This is a genomic window from Caulobacter sp. LARHSG274 (genome assembly GCF_052871235.1).
On record NZ_JBIXJO010000027.1, the window covers coordinates 1 to 17,155 of the forward strand.

The window sequence follows — 17,155 nt, forward strand, 5'->3', positions numbered from 1 at the left end:
TCGTCGACCCGCGAGGGGTCGAGACGGTGTGGAGGCAGGGTGGAAGTAACAAGCCGCCGGCGCGTTTGGCGGACCGGGTCCAGAGCGTCACACGGAACGGGCAGACCTGGACCTACACGACAAGCTATCTGGAACCGAATTGCTGCGACTGGATGGCGCCCCTCTATGCGTGGCGCGTGCTGGCCATCCCTCCAGGCGGCAGGATCCAGCTGTTTGAATTCAACCCCAACTGGTCGCAGGTAAATCTGCGAGTCAACGAATTGGGACATGGGACGACCCAGACCTATCTCAACGATCAGGTCAATTCGGTCACAGCGCTGAGCGGAATCACCACCACCTACGCGCGCGACAGCCGCAACAACATCACTTCGGCGACGATCAGGCCGAAAAACGGAGCCACCAACGGAAGCGAGGACATCGTCGTCGCGACGGCGATCTATCCGGCGACCTGCACCAACCCCAAAACCTGCAACAAGCCGACGAGCGTCACCGACGCGCGCAACAACACCACATCCTACACCTATGACCCCGATCACGGCGGCGTGCGGACGGTGACCAAGCCGGCGGTGAACAATGTTCAGGCCCAGACCCGCTACGATTATCAGCCGTTCACGCCTTATCTGAAGACGAGCGCGGGCGGCACGCAGGCCCAGCCTGTGGTGTGGAGGCTGGTGTCGACCGCCACCTGCCGGACCATGACCCTGGCGACCTGCGCCGGGACGACCGACGAGCTGAAGACGACCCTTACCTATGATCCGTCGAGCAGCGCCTACGGCGCTCGCAATCTCCTGCCGTTGTCGAAGACGGTCAGCCGCGGCGACGGCTCGCTCGCGACGACCGTCAATTTTACCTATGACCGCTATGGCAATGTCATTGTCGAGGACGGACCTCGGCCGGGCGCCGACGACGCCGTCTACAGCTTCTACGATCTGAAAAGGCGTAAGATCGGGTCGATCGGCGGAGATCCCGACGGTTCGGGCCCGCTGCCCCGGGCGGCGGTCCGGACGGTGTATGGCGCGGACGGCCAGGTCGAATCCGTCGCCAAAGGCACGGTCACCGACATCACCCTTGCGGCGTTGCAGGCGATGACGCCGGCCGAAAGGGTCGATACCGAATATAGCACCGCCACCGGCCTGCCGATGGTCGAGCGCCACTATGCGACCGGGGCCAGCCCGGTCGGCGTCAAGCAGATGAGCTATGACGTTCGGCGGCGCCTGGAGTGCGTCGCCCTGCGCATGAATCCGGCCGCCTTCGGGTCGCTTCCCGCCTCCGCCTGCACGCTGGGCGTGGAAGGGAGCAACGGGCCTGACCGGATCACGAAGAATGTCTATGACCCTGCGGGCCACCTGCTGCAGGTTCGCAAAGGAGTCGGCACGCCGATCGAGACCGCGGACGCGACCTGGACCTACACGCGCGCTGGGGGGAAGGTTGACGTGATCGACGGCAACGGCAATCACGCCAAGTTCGTCTATGACAAATATGACCGGCTGTACCAGTGGCAGTTTCCGAGCACGGCCCGGCCGTCCGCGTTCGACGCCAGCACGCCCGACACGGCGCTGGCCAGCTCCGGCGCCGTTAACACCGGCGATTATGAACAATATGGGTATGATCTCGCCGGTAACCGCACGAGCCTGCGCAAGCGCGACACCAACGTCATCAACTACACCTACGATGCTCTGAACCGCGTGACCCAGAAGAGCGGCGCGGCGGTGGCCGGCGTTGACTACACCTACGACCTGATGGGCCATCAGTTGACCGCGACCTATTCGACCGGCGGCAAGGGGATCACCAACGCCTATAATGCGCTGGGCCAGCTGACCTCGAGCACCAATGACATGGGGGGCGTGACGCGGACCCTGAACTATCTCTACGACGACTATGGCAACCGCAAACGCCTGACCTGGCCGGACGCGCAATTTGTGACGTTCGAATATGACGGGCTCGACCGGATGTCCAAGGTCAAGGAATCGGATGCGACCACGCTGGCGACCTACACCTATAATGCGCGGGCGCTGCCGGAATCGCGCACGAATGGCGCGGCCGTCTCCAGCTATGGCTTTGACGAGATAGGCCGCCTGACGTCGCTGGGCCATGACCTGGCCTGGACCGGCGCGGACGTGGCCTGGAGCTTCGTCTATAATCCGGCCTCGCAGCTGATCACCAACGGCCGCAACAATGACGCCTATGCCTGGTACGGGGCGGGGGCGGTCAATCGCAGCTACACGACGAACGGCCTGAACCAGTACAGCATCGTCGGCCCGGCCAGCTTCGGCTACGACGCCAACGGCAATCTGACCTCGGACGGCTCGACCAGCTTCATCTATGATGTCGAGAACCGGCTGACGAGCGCCAGCGGGGCGACGACCGCGACGCTCAGCTACGACCCGCTGGGGCGGCTGTACCAGACGGCCGGCGCGGGCGGGGCCGGGACCACCCGGTTCCTGTATGACGGCGACGAACTGGTCGCCGAATATGACGGCGCCGGCGCCCTGCTGCGCCGCTACGTCCATGGCGGCGCGGTCGACGATCCGATCGTCTGGTACGAGGGCGCGTCGCTGAGCGACCGCCGCCATCTGTTCACCGACTGGCAGGGCAGCATCGTCGCCCGCGCCGACGCGGCGGGCGGATCGCTGGGCATTAACAGCTATGACGAGTACGGCGTTCCCGGCGCGGGCAACGCCGGGCGGTTCCAATATACCGGCCAGGCGTGGTTGTCCGAGCTGGGGATGTATTATTACAAGGCCCGCATCTACTCGCCGACCCTGGGGCGGTTTCTGCAGACGGATCCCATCGGGTATGATGATGGGCTCAACTGGTACGCTTACGTTGGGAACGATCCGCTCAATAAGGCGGACCCTACCGGGACCGTCGCCGCTGGCGATTGCCCGGCCAGGATTCAGAGTGCCTGTGGAGTAAATCCGCAACAGAATAAACGAGACGATCTCCCTCCCGTCGAAACTAAGGTGCGAGACACCACGTTGGACTCTCCAATCGAAAAAGATTTATATGAAAATTACTCTCTTCATGGAGGCGATTACACGCTCGATGCTGCCACGTTTGGTAGGGCTGCGAGTGTTGCTGACGCTCAATTTGACCCGAAGCAGGCTACAGATGTCAAATTGCCAGATGGAACAACCGCCAAGAGCCAAGTTGTGGGCTTCTATAGCTCGAAAGAATTCGATCGAGCCCTCGGAACGGCAACGGTGTTCTTTCAAAATGGTAAAGCGGTTGGTCTGGTTGATAACTATAACTTCGATGGTAAACCTCTTGGGTCGAGAAGTTTGAAGCAAGAATTCGCGACACGAGCGGCAGGTGCTCTCGGCGCTACGTCTGGTGCGCGATCATTCAATATATATTATGGAAAACATCCATGAAAATACTGATCGTAATTGGGGGCATTTTTGTCCTCGTGGGTGGTGTTCTAATTTTTGCCGGCGCATTCAGTCCACACGGCCCCGCTATAGCCGACTTTGAGGATACGGTCGGAAAACGAGAGGCATTGATTTATGAATCAAAAGGTGATGGGGAGCGCCTGTTGCTATATAGGTATAAAAAAGAAAAAGATGCGCCTTGCTTAGCCGGCGATATAGACAAGGACTTGCGAGGATATGCCAAGATAGTATCTCGATACGGTCTTCATGGTGACGTATGTTTGAATATTGTTAAGAAGAATTATAGTGGATCGGACTTGTATGTGCGTAACAATGAAATAGTGGCATTCTATAGCTATTGGTGAACGGACTTTCGCGACATCCAGGACTACCCACACGACGGTGTTGTCAGCTTAACCAAGCGTGCCGGAAGACCGCCTTGGGCGGTGATCTCAGAACCCGCCAAGCCCTCCGAAACGACCCCGCGAAATAGGGGCAGAAAGGAAGGGCGCGTCATGCACACCTGCGGTGAAGATTGCATCTGACGAGCCTCTCCAGGCGGTCCGGTGCGGTCTTGAACCGACACAAGCTTTCGGTGGCGATCTAAGCCATGGGTAGAGGCTGATCCAAAGGCCGGCTTGGGGTGATGTCGAACCGTCGGCTAGTCATAGTAGTAGGGCGAACGCTTGGCCCAGCTCGATTTCGGATATCGAGCGCGCAGCAGGCTGAACGCGCGGTGTCCAAGGTGGTCGCGGCTGGGTCCCCAGCGGGTGACGTGGATCAGCCAGTACAGGGTCTCGGGCGATCGCGGATCCTTGGGATGGGCGCGGGCGTAGGCGTACAGCTCCTCCCAGACGCCAAGCGACCCCTTGGGCAGTTTGCGAGCCACGCCCGTGCCGCGATCTTCGTAGCCGTCGATGAAGGCCGCTCGCTCGACGGCGGCCCGCGTCTGGATCGCAGCGACGAAGTCGGGCAGGCGCAGGGGAAAGGCGCCAAAGCCGCATTCGCCCATGCAGGTGAGGTCATTGCCCAGCTCCTCATTCGACCAAGAATGCTCGTAGCTGCCGAGCGTCGGCGGCACGAGCGAGTCCACCGTCCGACCGCGCGGAAGGATGATCCAATCGGTCCAATAGCCCTGGAAGTCGCGGATCCCGCCTTCCGGCCGGGTGTACCCGTTCAGATCGACGCGCAGGCCAGGAATCTTGGCCATCGCGAAGAACTCGGCATAGCGCTTGGCAGGACCGGGCGGCGTCGCGGCGATCGTCGCCCAGTCGGCCTTCATCTGCGGGAGCAGTTTCGCTAAAGCGCGCGCCAGCCCGTCGATGGCGGTGTCGTCCTGCAGGTGGACCGCGCGCGCGTAGCTGGTCAGGGCGACGTCCAGGCGCAGGTCAGCGGGCAGGTTCGCACTGCGCGACACCGCGATCCGCTGCGACAAGGGCATCCGGTCAATGACCGCGCGGGCGTCCTCTCCGAAGTCCTTGCGTAGGGGCATGAGATCGCCCTTGACCGCCTCCTCGCACCCGTTGGCCTGACTGCAATGAAAGCGGCGCACCGAAAGGCGGGTGAAGTCCGCCAGGCCGGTGGCCACCTGCAGGCGCGCCGAGGCGAACAGGTAGCGATCGCTGCTGGCGAGGGTCTTGCGGGCCAGGATGCGGTCGAGCCGAGCGCGGGTCACGGCCGGTTCGCCGGCCGCGATGGTCAGACGGATCAGGTGATACTGAGCGGTTAGCCAACCCGGATGATCGGCCGGCACGCGGGCCGCGTCGCCGGCCAGGGACTTAGCGGCGGGATTGTCGGGCTGGATCAGGGCCAGTGCGGCGATCAGCCAGGCGACGTCGTGGGTCCGAGCCCAGCGTTCTCGGGCGTGGGCCAGGGCGTTGTCGATACCGGCGTTGGCCTCCGCGTCGACGTCGGTATCGACGCCTCGCCCGCCCAGCGTGTCGATCCAGTCGGCGATCTCCGGCTTGTCGGCTGCCTTCCGCGCCAAGGAGAAGTAGTCGCGGAACGCGAAGGCGATGTCAGGCGTCGGCTCGGTCTGGACTAGTTCGCGCGTCAGCTCGGCCAACAGGCGGTCGGGCTGGTCGCGATAGGCCAGGGCGCGCAGCATACCCCGGGCCTGGTCCTTGGCGTAGGTGCCGTCCGGCGCCGCCACAAGCGCGTCGATGGCGGTCCGCGACCTGGCGAAGGTGGCGGGGCTGGGCTTGGCGAGAGCCTCGCGCTGGATCGCCCGGGCTTGCAGATACAGGCCCATGGGCCGCCAGGGCGAGTTGCGATCCTGGGCGATGTCAGCGAAGCGCTCGGCGGCGGCGTCGTTGAAGCCGTTATAGAGCGCCAGCGCGGCCGACTGATAGGCGCGGTCGGCGCGCAGCCAGCCCGGCTGGTTCGGCATCATCGCCGGCATTTCCACGCCCTCGTCGTGGCAGGCCTTGAACACCGCGTCCTGGCCGGCCAGCCAGGCCTGGACGGCGGGCGAACTGGCGCCATAGCGCGTCACCCGGACCTTCAGGGTCACGATCGCGGTGTCGAAGGCGTCGCGGAAGCAGTTAGGAACGACCACGTAGTCGTCGATCGTGCGCTCGGTGCTGAGAAACGGCATCGGTTCCGGCGCGCCGGCCACCAGCTTGCGCGCCTCCAACCAGCCATAGACGCCGCCCTCCATGCCTTCGGTAGGCGGCGCCGGCGTACAGCAGTCGGTGGAAAGCGCGGGCCCGGCGACCTGACCGACCTTCAGCCCGTGAAGCACGCGCCATTCTAGATACAGCAGCGGCGAGTCCGAGCCGGCCATGACGACGCCCAGGTGGCCGGCGTAGAGGCGCTGCAACTCACGGCTATTTCCGCCGTCGGCGGAGATGTACCAGGGGAGGTCTTCATAGCCGCCGGAGGCGTTGGCATGGCCCACGCCTAGGGCTCCGGCGATCACCGCCGCCAGAAACGTCCGAACCCGTCGCGCGCCCGCCATGCCCCCACCTCGCGCCGCGTCTTCTCGAAGTCCTTCGAAGTCCAGCTGTGCGGATTGAACAGGTAGATTCGGCGGCCGGGCGGCACCCGAACTATAGGTGTGTCGGTAGAGATCGCCAGGGCCGTGCGACACCTCGGGTTGCGAAAATCGCCACCCTTCGCCAAGCGTCTCACCAAGGCTTGACCGCCCTGCATCCGAAACAGCATCGGAGTGATTTCATCGACCGGCGCCGCGTCTAGCCAGATCTCGGTGTCGCACCACGAAGCCAGGGCGGTCATCGACAGCAGGGTGCCACGCGGCAATCCTCGGCGGACGTCACTCAGCAGGTCGAGCAGCACCTGGCGTTCAGAAGCTCGTACCTCGAAATCGATCTGCACGCGCTTGGTCGGCGCGGCGTTAGCATAGTGCAGGACGGCCTGCGCCGTCCGGGCCCGCAGGCGCGGCGTCCAGACCAGCGTCTGCGCTCGGTCGATCTGCACGTGGACGAGAGTGGTGGTCGGCGGACGCGAAACGCGCAGCGGGAACCGCCGCCCACGCGCCTCCAGGCTGTCGCCCGCCAGCTCGACGAAGCCAGTTTGAACCGCGACCTCAGCCTGATCGCCGAGAAAGCGAAGGTCCTCGGGCCGCTCCCAGGCCCACAGGACGAACGGCGGCGGGAGCCGTTCGCGGGGGGCGCAGTCGGTCAGCAGGAACAGGCTCCCTGCGAAGACGAGATAACGCAGTGCCGTAGGGAGCGGCTTGAGCATGGTGCCGATGTTAACGTGCTTTGATCTGAGAGGACCATCCGAGAGGTCTGGTTAAGGGCCTGACGCGGAGCCCCATCACGGGTCCGACACCTCCTTGAATCGACACAAGCTCTCTGTCGCGATCTAGATGCTGCAGACCGCTTTGCAGTCAGGCGTCGGAGATCTGGTCCACCGGCGGTGAATGGCCCTGTTGCGGCATTCCCTTGCCAGAGTCCCTCAAATGCTGGAGCGACGAGGGGAAAGCGGATCGGCCTTGGCGGACCCGTCACAGCTCCAGATTGATTTAGTCATTGACCATCAGCAACGCTCTTTGCCAAGCTTCAGCGTCGGTGCCGTTGGGCGCGGGAAACGGAGCCCTGTTGAATGCTCCGAACCTTCGGGGGATGTTTTGATCACTCAGTTGCCTTGGCCTCTGGCACGCCTCACGAGTTTGATAGCGGGTGATCTCGAGATATCCGCCGAATGGCCTAACAACTGGGGAAGTTTAACTCAAAAGGCACTCAAGATCGAACGAGCGTCAGCGCGTGTCAATGCAGACGCGGCGCTCCCGACATATCGGCAGTTTTTCCGCCACGTCAGGCGATTTGTAATCGGAGCGACGTTCGCTAGCCTGGCGGCAGTGCCGATGTCGTACGCGCAGACACAAACGCCGCGACCCGTGCAGTTGGACGCTCCGGTTATCAAGACCGTCGATGAGCGTGGGGTGGATTTGGTATCGGGATCATTCACCGCCTCCGTGGATAGCTTGTCCATAGGCGAGGTTGGCGGCGTTGGCCTATCAACGAGTGTCCTGGATACTTCCGAAGCGGCCCACAAGGGCTATCCGACGGGAAAGCTGGCCGCGAATGACCATTACACCTCAGGCGGCTATCAACTCCCCTGTTGTTTCAAGCCGGTCGCTAGCTTCACCGAAGGTACTACCCGATTTCAGGGGACACCCAGCGGCAGCGCGCCGGTGGGATATATGTATACTAACTTATCGGGTTCTGGCGCGAGCCTGGAAAATCTAGGCAATGCTCAGCTAAAATATACTCTTAAAGACGGAACTGTCGCTTTCTACTCTGGCAGTACCGTTTGCGCAAAACTCTCCAAGGTCATTCGGCCAGACGGCGAGACTTTAGTCTACACGACGGACACCTCCGGAAACTCGGGAAATATTTCGAGCAACGCAGGTTACATGCTCAGGACGGCAACAGTATCGAGCGCGTGTACGCAGAGCGCTACTGCAAGCTCCACTCTCGATCTAATCAATACCTCTGTGGACTATTGCGACCTGCAAACCTCCAGTTGCGCCCTTAGCCGCACTTGGCCGACCGCGACGTTGAGTAGCGCCTCGTCCGGAGGAACAACGACCCTTTCTGCGACCGACAGCCTGAACAAGCTGCGGACCTATACAATTTCCGGACTTGGCGGACGGACCGAAACAATTACGCAGCCGTCCGGGAGTTCGGTCTCGGCCACCAGCTCAATTTATTTTCCCGGTTGTTATAACGGGCAAGCCTATGAGGTGCGTGTCGTCTCTGTCGTCCTGGACGGCAGGACTTGGTCCTATGACTACTCCGACAAGAATGACGCCTGCGCCAACCCGAATCGAACGGTCACAATCACCGATCCGCTTGGTCACCAGACAATCATAGTTATCGCCGGCGCGCCTACTGCGGGCGCTCCCGACAACATTGCATCGATCGTTTCAGTCACCGACGCGTTGGGTAAAAAGACCAGCTATGAGGGGCCTCTCAATGCACCGACCAAGGTTATCTATCCCGAAGGGAACTATGAAAAATATGAGTACGATGCTCGTCTGAACCTCATCAAGGTAACCTCCGTCGCCAAGCCGGGAATCCAGGTCGCCGATCGGGTGGTGCAAGCCTCGTATGACGCAACCTGTTCCAATCCTAAGACCTGCAACAAGCCAAACTACACGATCGACGCCAACGGCAATCGCACTGACTTCATCTACGACGCGGCTCATGGCGGCTTGCTGAGCGAAACGAAGCCCGCGGGTCCGAACGGGGTGCGTCCGCAAACCCGCTATAGTTACACGCCGCTCTACGCCAGGTACAAGAACGCGTCAGGCGTGCTGACCGCGTTCGCGGCTCCGATCTACAGGCTGACCGGAATCTCGATCTGCCAGACCCTGGCCGGGGAGATCCCCGCGACCGCGACCGCGCCGAAGGTGGCCGCCGCCTGCCTGGGAACGGCCGATGAGGTAAGGACCACTATCGCCTATGACGGAGCGACCGGGGCGAACAACCTCCTGCCGACCTCAGTGACCGTGGCGGCGGGCGACGGTTCGCTCAGCGCCACGACCACCACCACCTACGATCCGGTCGGCAACGCGATCGTGCGGGATGGACCCTTACCGGGCGATGGCGACGTCACGCGGACCTATTATAATGGCGTACGCCAGGTCGTCGGCGTGATCGGACCGGATCCAGATGCGACTGGATCACTGCTCTACCGCGCGTCGAGCACCACCTATACGCCCGACGGTCAGGTGGCTTCGGTCGAGAGTGGCACGGCGACCAACCAGTCGGACACTGGTATGGCCAGTTTCCATGCGCTGCAGGCGGCTAACACTACCTATGATGGCGGAGGCCGCAGGACGTCGACGAGTCTGGCGGTCAACGGCGCAACCCTTGCCCTGACACAGTACGGTTATGACGCGGCCGACAGACTCATCTGCACGGCGGTGCGGATGAATTCGAATGCATTTGGGACCCAGCCAGACGCGTGTGCGGTGGGAACACAGGGTTCGGACGGCCCAGATCGGGTTACCTATACCGAGTATGATGACGCCAACCGTCTTAAGAAGGTGATCCGCGGTTATGGCGCTTTGCCGCAAGTCGAAAAGGAGGTGATCGCCTACACCGACAATGGTCGAGAGCAGATCGTCGCCGACGGTAATGGAAACCGGACGACCTACGAGTATGACGGCTTCGACCGACTTTCGAAGGTGCGCTACCCCAACGCCTCAGGCGGCGGCAGTTCGCTCACGGATTACGACGGCTACTGCTATGATGCGGTCGGCAATCGCAAGACTTGGCGGCAACGCCACGCCACCGCCGCTCTCGACTGCTCAGTCGTCACCTTCACCTACGACGCGCTGAACCGGGTCCAGAATGGCCTGCGCGGCGAGACCTACGCCTACGACAACCTTGGCCGCCGGACCTCGGCGACCGATGGCGGCGGCGTGGCCAAGGCGACCTACGACGCCCTGGGCCGGGTGACAGGCGAAGACACTTACGACCACCTGCTGAGCTATCAGTACGATCTCGCCGGCAACCGCACCCGCATCACTTGGTGGGATGGCTTCTATGTCACCTACGACTACAATGCCGCCGGCCAGATGCAGAACATTTGGCAAAGCGACGGAACCCGGGTGTGGGCGATCGCCTATGACGATCTGGGCCGCAGGACCTACGGCTGGTCCGGTCCCGGAAGCGCCGCGACCCAGACCAATTACGGCTATGACGCCGCCTCGCGGCTTTCGAGCCTGTCGCATGACCTGGCCGGCACGGCCCAGGACCAGACCTGGACTTTCGCCTACAACGCCGCCAGCCAGGTCAAGACCCGCACCGCCAGCAACGGACTCTACGAGTGGGGTTATGCGCAGGCGACCCGAAGCTACACGGTCAACGGCCTGAACCAGTACGCCACCGCGGCGGGGACGGCGATCGCCTACGACGCCCGCGGTAACCTGTCGAATGACGGGACCACGACCTACGGCTACGACCTGCTCAACAACCTGACCGGCACCTCGGGCGGCGCGAGCCTGGCCTACGAGCCGGCCGGCCGGCTGTGGCAGGTCTCGGCGGGCGCCGGCTCTACGGCCTTCGTCTATTCCGGGTCCGACCTCGTCGCCGAACTCGATGGCGCGACGGGCTCCATCCTGCGGCGCTACGTGCCTGGACTTGGGATCGACGCGCCGGTGATCTGGTACGAAGGTTCGGGGACGGGCGATCGGCGCTCCCTGCTGGCCGACGCTCAAGGCTCGATCGTTGCGGTGACCAACAGCGCCGGGACGACGATCGCCACCAACACCTATGACGAGTACGGCATCCCGGCGGCTGGCAATATGGGGCGCTTCCAGTACACGGGCCAGATTTGGCTGCCGGAGCTGGGGCTGTACCACTACAAGGCCCGAGCCTATTCCCCGACTCTGGGACGGTTTCTCCAAACCGACCCCATCGGCTACGGCGATGGCCTGAATTGGTACGCCTACGTTGGCAATGACCCGCTGAATCGAGGGGATCCGACCGGGACTCAATACGTCGGCCCTTTAACGACGAATAGCGAAGACGAGATTCGGCAAGGAAAGATTGTCGGAGCAAGCGCCGTCATAGGTGGCGCAGCGATTGGCTGTGTAGCGGGTGGCTGTGCCGCCGCTGGGGCTGCAATTCTCGGGAATGCGGCCGTCCTCACTGAGGCCACTGCAATCGGCGCGGAAATCGCGGCTCCTGGCGCTGGCGTAGGTGCTGGGGTCGCGGCGGCTAGCGCAGCCCACGGCGGCGACTTTCCTCAGGGAAGCTTCTCGATTACCGATTGGTCAGGCTATCCGGCGGGACTTCCCAAACCTCAAGGTCCGGTCCGGCTACTCCAAGGCGAAGAGTACACAGCCGCCAGAAATGCCGCCAACCAGGCAAACCGAGCGGCGCACAAAGCAGACCCGGCGCTGAATGGCTTGCAAATTCACGAAATCAAGCCGGTAAAATTCGGAGGAAGTCCAACTAATGCGGCAAATAAAATCCCACTGACGCAGGCGGAGCACTCACCGGTAACAACATGGTGGCGAAATTTACAGAGCTATATTGCGGGTAGGTAAGTATGACTTCATTTGATCGAGACCATCTGCTCTCGAAGTTCCACGGCAATGCGCCTGTGAGCGCTACCGAGATTGAGCGATTCGAAGAAGTGACCGGCTTTGAGCTTCCCAAGGGCTATGCGAGGTTCCTGGAACGGTCGGACGGAGGTGAAGGCTTCATCGGGCCAAACGCATACGCCATATTCTGGCGGCTGGGGGAGCTGGTCGAAATGAACAAGGCCTATCAGGTCGAGGAATACGCTCCCGGCTTATTCATCTTCGGGTCTGACGGTGGAGGTGAAGCTTTTGCTTTTGACACTCGAACTTCGACGAAGCCGATTGTCTCGGTTCCCTTCGTCGGTATGGAGTTGAACTTGGCCAACGTCATGGCGCCAACCTTTGAGGACTTCCTCGAAGAGCTGTCGAAGGTCTGACGATGTCAACGCCAATCAACCTTCGAAGGGAGCACCCGCAGGATGCCGGCAACGAGATTTTTGAAATCCAGCCCGTGATCCTGGGCGGAAGCCCAACCGACTCTGCCAATAAGACGATCTTGACCCGCGCTCAACATATCGAAGCTGTGCGCTACTGGAACAGAATCATTAGCGATCTTCGCAAACAGCGGCCCCGCTGACCTTCTCCGCAAACCACGCCAGGGTGCTGAAAACAGGAAACAGGGACACTCGCACTCTTTTGACGCGGTCCCCATCTGCAATCTGAAAGACCCTCACATGACGCCTTCGCAGACCGCGCCCACGCCCCAACCTGGCGACCGCCTCGTCGCGACCATCGAGGCGCAGACGGTGGCGATCGAGCGAGCGATGCTGAAGGCGTTCTGGACCAGATCGTCGGCCTGACGGTGATCATGTCGGTGGCCACGACGGCGTTCGTGGTTGTGGTGAAGGCCGGCTGACGCCGTCCTTCAGGTAGCCGAACACGGCGCCCATCGCCGCGACCCGAGGGGAGGCGTGCCGGAAGACCGCCTTGGGCGGTGATCTGAAACCCCGCCAAGCCCTCCGAAAACGACCCCCGCAAATGAGGGTAGAAAGGAAGGGCACGTTATGCTCACCTGCGGTGAAGATTGCGAGCCTCTCCAAGGGTCCCGTACGTATCCCCCACAAGCAGACCCTCGCAAGGTTTGAGGAGGGTGGATGGCCGCCCGTGTTGAGGCCATCACCGACGCCTCGGTTCCGTGGAAAACAAGCCGTTCTTCCGATCCGGCCCGCGGGCCGGCCGTTCTTCCCCTCAATCTCGCGTGAGTTTCCGGTGAACCGTATCGCCGGCCTGGCCCTTGGCCTTTTCCTGCTGTCGACTCCGGCCCTGGCCCAGGAGGCCTCGCCCCCGCCGCAGCTGGTCGCCGCAGTCGATCCGGCCAAGATCCTGGCCGAGGCGAGGCGTTCCTGGCCCAGAACGCCAGGGTGCCGGATGTGATCACCACCGCCTCGAGTCTGCAGTACAAGGTGGGATATGGGGATTTGCTGAGCGCGGCTGAGGTGAAACCCCTGGACAGGTATGTTCAGCACTGAGCAGAGCCTCCCTCGGCGACGGCATTCAGCGACGCCCCAACCATCCGGCGCAAAGCTGGTGCTTTTCAAAAACCGCAGACTTGCAATCTGCGCGCGAGACTCGCAAGAATTACAGCCAAGCTTGGGGGCGTCCATGATCACTCACATCGCGCGCGTCGCGCTCGCCGCGACCGCTCTCGCGCTGTCGTCGTCGGCCGCCACGGCCCAGAGCGTCACCCGCTACAGCTACGACCCGCTCGGGCGGCTGTCGGCCGTCAGTTCGAACACCGGCGAGACCTCGACCTACAGCTATGACCTGGCCGGCAACCGCACCCAGGTCGTGCGGGTCGGTGACACCATTCCCAATCCCAACTTCCAGAACGGCCAGGCCGGCTGGCAGATGGCCACCAGCTATGCCGGGCCGGTCAACTGGGGCGACAACCTCAACGCCGACTGGTCGGGCAGCGGCAACGACGTGCTGTTCTCGACCATGGGGGGGACGCCGCCGGTCGGGGCCCTGGTCGACGTGCGCACCGACTGGATGGCGGCCCAGGCCGGCGTCACCTACCAGACCGCCGTGCCGGCCGCCCAGCATCGCGGCCAGGCCGAGGTGTGGGTCGAGTTCTACGACGCCAACAAGAGCACGATCAACGCCTTCAAGATGGCCGGCGCGGCTCGCGAAGGCGGAGCCTATCATGGCGATCTGGCCAATTTCGACGCGATTTCGGGCTACGCCCTGGCCCCGCCCGGCGCCGCCTTCCGCCGGATCAACCTGCGCCTGGCGGCCACGGGAGGCAACGACCCCTACGGCTTCTTCACCCGTCCGACCTCGCGGTCAGTGTCCAGCAGCGTCCAGAATATCTTCAACCCCCGCTTCCTCAGCGGCCAATCGGGCTGGCAGATGGCCACCAGCCATACCGGGGCGGTCAACTGGGGCGACAATCTCAACGCCGACTGGTCGGGCAGCGGCAACGACGTGCTGTATTCGACCATGGCCGGGACCCCGGCCGTCGGCGCCCTGCTCGACATCCGCTCCGACTGGATGGCGTCGTCGGCCGGCGTCGCCTACGAGACCTCGGTCCAGGCGGCCCAGCATCGGGGGACCATCGAGGTCTGGGTCGAGTTCTACGACGCCGGCAAGAACACCATCAGCACGGCCAAGATGGCCGGCGCGGCGCGCGAGGGCGGCGGGTCGCATGGCGACCTGGCCAATTTCAACCAGATCGGCGGCTTCGCCACGGCGCCGGCCGGAACCGCTTGGCGGCGAGTCAATCTGCGGCTGGCGGCCAATGGCGGCGGCGATCCCTACGCCTTCTTCACCCGACCGATCTCCCGCGTCGCTGCGCCGGGACAGCAGACGCTGACGAGCTGGGCGGCGCTCTATCCCTGATCGGTGCGGCGGCGATCGTCGTCAGTTCGGCACCGCACCGTGATTTCGCCATTTCGGCGAAAGTCTCGATCACTGCATTTGAGCGGCGGCGATAAGTGAGACGCCGTCGGTATCGCAGGTGTAAACGTATACACTAATGGTCTTTTGGGCCGTGAATGCAGTCAAGATTGTCGAGACCATGGCGTTATAGTTGCTCATGGATGGGGCAATCCGAAAGGTGGTTGGGTTGCTGCAGCCCATGGGATTGGATGTGTTGGGTATATAAAATTGGAAGCCGAGGTCGCGGGCGTTGATGGCCGTCAAAAGCGCGGGAGTTGTCATGCCAGGAGCAGCGTAAGCGGGGATAGCCCAGGCCGATGCCACGGCAAGGACTCCAATGCCCAATTTCTTGACGTTCATCTAGTGTTCTAGCTCCCAGAGGTTGATACGCGTGCGTTGTACGCGTGTATTGGCTGGGTGATCAAGCCCTGACGGAGCGGTTATTAACTGTCTGGATCCCAGGTTCTGTTGGCGAAGTGCCTGATATGCAGTCTAGCCGAAGCGACGAGTATGAAGTCGATTTAGCTGTCGGCGACCTTTCAGGTCCATGTCGCTGGTGGTGTTGAGCACATACGCTTTTCTGCTCTGCGAAATTGTATCCAGCGGCAGGCAAGAGCCGCCGATGCTATGACGCGGAGACGGTTGCAGAGTTCGTTGGCGGCTAGGTAGGATTAACCTGACGCTGCGCTGGCGGCTCGACTCAGCCCCTGGGCTTACTGCATGTTCACGAACAGCACGGTGCAGTTGGCATTGTTGCCCGTGATCACCACCCACTGCTGCGCGAGCCTGGCGCTGATCAGCATCGAGAAGACGGCGTTGGCGTTGTGGGCCTTCAGGTCGGCCGTGTCGCCGGTGGGTATGTAGAGCAGTTGATGGCCGGCGGCGCAGGTCCCGACCGCGCGGTCGGCCGTGAAGGCCACCACATTGGGCATGTAGGTCGCTTCAACGCTGGCGATCTTGACCGCAAGGCCCCAATCATAGGCTTGGCTTGGCGTTGCCGCGAAAGCCGCAGCGCCGACCGTCGCCGCCAAGACGGCCTTTCCAATGATGTTCATGCGAAGACTATTCCCTCGTCGCGATGGAAGCTTCACCTTAAATGGTGTGGTCGGCGATCGCAACTCGACGCGAAAAGCCCGCTTAGCCATAAGTCGCTGCGCCTTGCCCCTTTCAGCGCGGTCCCTGACTACGTTCTTAAGTTGCGCTTCCCGGCGTGGTGTGGAACTTTAAGGTACAGCTTCAAGGAGCCGACGGCGCCGGAGTTTTTCAACGGGGGGTTGCAAGTCATGAAGAATAGGTTTGTTGCTCTGGCCGCGTCGATCGCGGTGATGACGGCGGCTGCGGTTCCCGCCCATGCGTCGGACGCCCAGCTCGGCCATATCACACACATTTTTGCGATGTCGAACGGGGCCGTGCTGTTCTTCACCGACGGTTCGAGAGGCCCTCGTCCCGCCTGCTCGGGCCCCGGCCTGGACGCCCGTTGGGCGATCAACGCCAGCACGCTGGTCGGCCAATCGCAGCTGTCGGCGTTCATGACCGCCTATACGCTCAAGAAGCGCATCTCCATTCATGGGACGGGGACTTGCTCGATCTGGGGCGATACTGAAACCGTGGACTATTTGGAGATCGACGACTGAAATATCGGAAGGCGAAGGCGCCCTGATCCGGGGGCGGCGGCGTTCGCCGTGTCGGATCCCGACGATGGCGTCGGCGATCGCGGCGCCGATCGAAGAATCTACACGGCAGGGTGGAAAATGGTGGCGCCGCGAACGGCTTGCACTTAAGCTTCGTGGCTAGGGACAGCAGTTGGAAACGTATGATGGCGCGCAGCAGACTTCTCATCGCCCTGGCCGTGCTTAGCGCGCTAGCATCGCCGGTTTTAGCCACGGCGGCCGAAACCCAGACCTACACCTACGATGCGCTCGGCCGCCTGACGAAGGTGGAAACGAGCGGCGGACGGATCACCCAATATACTTACGACGCCGCCAACAACCGCACCCAGGTCACCTCGACGGGCGGATCATCGGGCAGGGTTGTCGTCCTGCCGCTGCTGGGCGGTCTCGTCCTGCCCTTGCCCTAACGCCTCGCGTTTGCGAACCTCACTGGTCGCGGCAAAATCGAAGCCGCTCCGATGAGGCTGCGTCGAGATCCTGCGACTCGCCGTTCGTCGGGTTCCTAGAGGCGCCGTTCCGGAAAGACCACGCGCCAGGGTCCGCCGTCGAGGCCGGCATAGGGCGCGCAGGCCTGCACGGCCCTGACGGCGGCCCGCTCGGCCAGCAACGCCAGGGCGTCCGCGGGGGCCCCGCGCCGCCGGATCGCCGGGGGCGTCGCCGCCAGGCCGCCG

14 protein-coding genes are annotated in these 17,155 nt (G+C 62.7%); 10 read left to right on the top strand and 4 right to left on the bottom strand.

Features of this window, described 5'->3' with window-relative positions; genetic code table 11:
- Positions 1 to 152 precede the first annotated feature (152 nt).
- Both ACIPQB_RS24460 and ACIPQB_RS24465 read left to right on the top strand, forming a co-directional pair.
- Positions 153 to 3,374 carry an RHS repeat-associated core domain-containing protein gene (locus tag ACIPQB_RS24460; protein WP_446487854.1) on the top strand — a complete coding sequence of 1,074 codons (3,222 nt, stop codon included), beginning with the start codon at positions 153 to 155 and terminating at the stop codon, positions 3,372 to 3,374.
- Positions 3,371 to 3,736, top strand: a complete 366-nt coding sequence (locus ACIPQB_RS24465) for a hypothetical protein (protein WP_446487855.1) — start codon at positions 3,371 to 3,373, stop codon at positions 3,734 to 3,736. The genes ACIPQB_RS24460 and ACIPQB_RS24465 overlap by 4 nt, the downstream gene beginning before the upstream one ends.
- Positions 3,737 to 4,032: 296 nt before the next feature.
- On the opposite strand, the gene ACIPQB_RS24470 is transcribed toward ACIPQB_RS24465, so the two are convergent.
- Together ACIPQB_RS24470 and ACIPQB_RS24475 are read right to left on the bottom strand one after the other, a co-directional pair.
- A complete protein-coding gene (locus ACIPQB_RS24470; RefSeq protein WP_446487856.1) occupies positions 4,033 to 6,270 on the bottom strand; it encodes a hypothetical protein in 2,238 nt (745 codons plus the stop codon).
- 17 nt (positions 6,271 to 6,287) lie between these two features.
- The gene (locus ACIPQB_RS24475; RefSeq protein WP_446487857.1) at positions 6,288 to 7,076 is read right to left on the bottom strand and encodes a hypothetical protein; all 789 of its coding nucleotides are present in this window, start codon (positions 7,074 to 7,076) and stop codon (positions 6,288 to 6,290) included.
- 625 nt (positions 7,077 to 7,701) lie between these two features.
- Between ACIPQB_RS24475 and ACIPQB_RS24480 the strand changes: the two genes are divergently transcribed.
- From ACIPQB_RS24480 to ACIPQB_RS24505, 6 genes are all read left to right on the top strand, one after another.
- The gene (locus ACIPQB_RS24480) at positions 7,702 to 11,901 is read left to right on the top strand and encodes an RHS repeat domain-containing protein (RefSeq protein WP_446487858.1); all 4,200 of its coding nucleotides are present in this window, start codon (positions 7,702 to 7,704) and stop codon (positions 11,899 to 11,901) included.
- Positions 11,902 to 11,903: 2 nt separating this feature from the next.
- Entirely contained in the window at positions 11,904 to 12,314 is a 411-nt protein-coding gene (locus ACIPQB_RS24485; RefSeq protein WP_446487859.1) for an SMI1/KNR4 family protein, read from the top strand.
- Between the two features lie 297 nt (positions 12,315 to 12,611).
- Complete coding sequence (locus ACIPQB_RS24490; RefSeq protein WP_446487860.1) at positions 12,612 to 12,737, top strand: hypothetical protein; 126 nt, start codon at positions 12,612 to 12,614, stop codon at positions 12,735 to 12,737.
- Positions 12,738 to 13,146: 409 nt separating this feature from the next.
- Positions 13,147 to 13,311, top strand: coding sequence for a hypothetical protein (locus ACIPQB_RS24495; RefSeq protein ID WP_446487861.1), 165 nt, complete (start codon positions 13,147 to 13,149; stop codon positions 13,309 to 13,311).
- Positions 13,299 to 13,406, top strand: a complete 108-nt coding sequence (locus ACIPQB_RS24500; RefSeq protein WP_446487862.1) for a hypothetical protein — start codon at positions 13,299 to 13,301, stop codon at positions 13,404 to 13,406. The genes ACIPQB_RS24495 and ACIPQB_RS24500 overlap by 13 nt, the downstream gene beginning before the upstream one ends.
- Positions 13,407 to 13,539: 133 nt before the next feature.
- Positions 13,540 to 14,775, top strand: coding sequence for an RHS repeat domain-containing protein (locus ACIPQB_RS24505; RefSeq protein WP_446487863.1), 1,236 nt, complete (start codon positions 13,540 to 13,542; stop codon positions 14,773 to 14,775).
- A gap of 69 nt (positions 14,776 to 14,844) precedes the next feature.
- Here ACIPQB_RS24505 and ACIPQB_RS24510 read toward each other — a convergent pair whose 3' ends face one another.
- Together ACIPQB_RS24510 and ACIPQB_RS24515 are read right to left on the bottom strand one after the other, a co-directional pair.
- The gene (locus tag ACIPQB_RS24510; protein WP_446487864.1) at positions 14,845 to 15,174 is read right to left on the bottom strand and encodes a hypothetical protein; all 330 of its coding nucleotides are present in this window, start codon (positions 15,172 to 15,174) and stop codon (positions 14,845 to 14,847) included.
- Positions 15,175 to 15,527: 353 nt separating this feature from the next.
- Complete coding sequence (locus ACIPQB_RS24515) at positions 15,528 to 15,869, bottom strand: hypothetical protein (RefSeq protein ID WP_446487865.1); 342 nt, start codon at positions 15,867 to 15,869, stop codon at positions 15,528 to 15,530.
- 228 nt (positions 15,870 to 16,097) lie between these two features.
- Between ACIPQB_RS24515 and ACIPQB_RS24520 the strand changes: the two genes are divergently transcribed.
- Together ACIPQB_RS24520 and ACIPQB_RS24525 are read left to right on the top strand one after the other, a co-directional pair.
- Positions 16,098 to 16,448, top strand: coding sequence for a hypothetical protein (locus ACIPQB_RS24520; protein ID WP_446487898.1), 351 nt, complete (start codon positions 16,098 to 16,100; stop codon positions 16,446 to 16,448).
- A gap of 182 nt (positions 16,449 to 16,630) precedes the next feature.
- The gene (locus tag ACIPQB_RS24525) at positions 16,631 to 16,891 is read left to right on the top strand and encodes an RHS repeat domain-containing protein (RefSeq protein ID WP_446487866.1); all 261 of its coding nucleotides are present in this window, start codon (positions 16,631 to 16,633) and stop codon (positions 16,889 to 16,891) included.
- Positions 16,892 to 17,155: the final 264 nt, after the last annotated feature.